This is a genomic window from Pseudomonas sp. PME37.24/025 (assembly GCF_055556615.1).
The window spans coordinates 1-281 of the sequence record NZ_JBVHNK010000107.1; the positions used below are offsets into that span (position 1 = coordinate 1).

Annotated in this window: 1 pseudogene; it reads right to left on the reverse strand. The window is 70.5% G+C overall.

The annotated features are described in order from the left end of the window. Nucleotides 1-91: 91 nt before the first annotated feature. Nucleotides 92-281: pseudogene (locus ACZ3HH_RS29695) on the reverse strand (hypothetical protein); the annotation flags it as partial.

A 281-nucleotide genomic window follows, 5' to 3' on the forward strand; every position in this document is an offset into this window, starting at 1 on the left:
GAATTCCGTGCCCAGCCCGCCGTTCGCGCCCGTGACGAGCACGACGGCATCCGAGATCTCTGTCATTTCTTCTCTCCTTGTTCGAGTCCGCTCACGCGGAGTGTTCGAATCCGCCCGAACGGGCGGGGGTCAGAGCACCGGCGCGGACGCCGCTACTCGAGGCACCGGCTCGCAGCGCCAGCGCGACGAGGGCGACCACGGCGAGGAACGCCGCGTATCCGATCCCCGTCGCGGGCAGCGCGAACACGGTCGCGAGCTGGCCGGCGATGAGCGCGGGCACG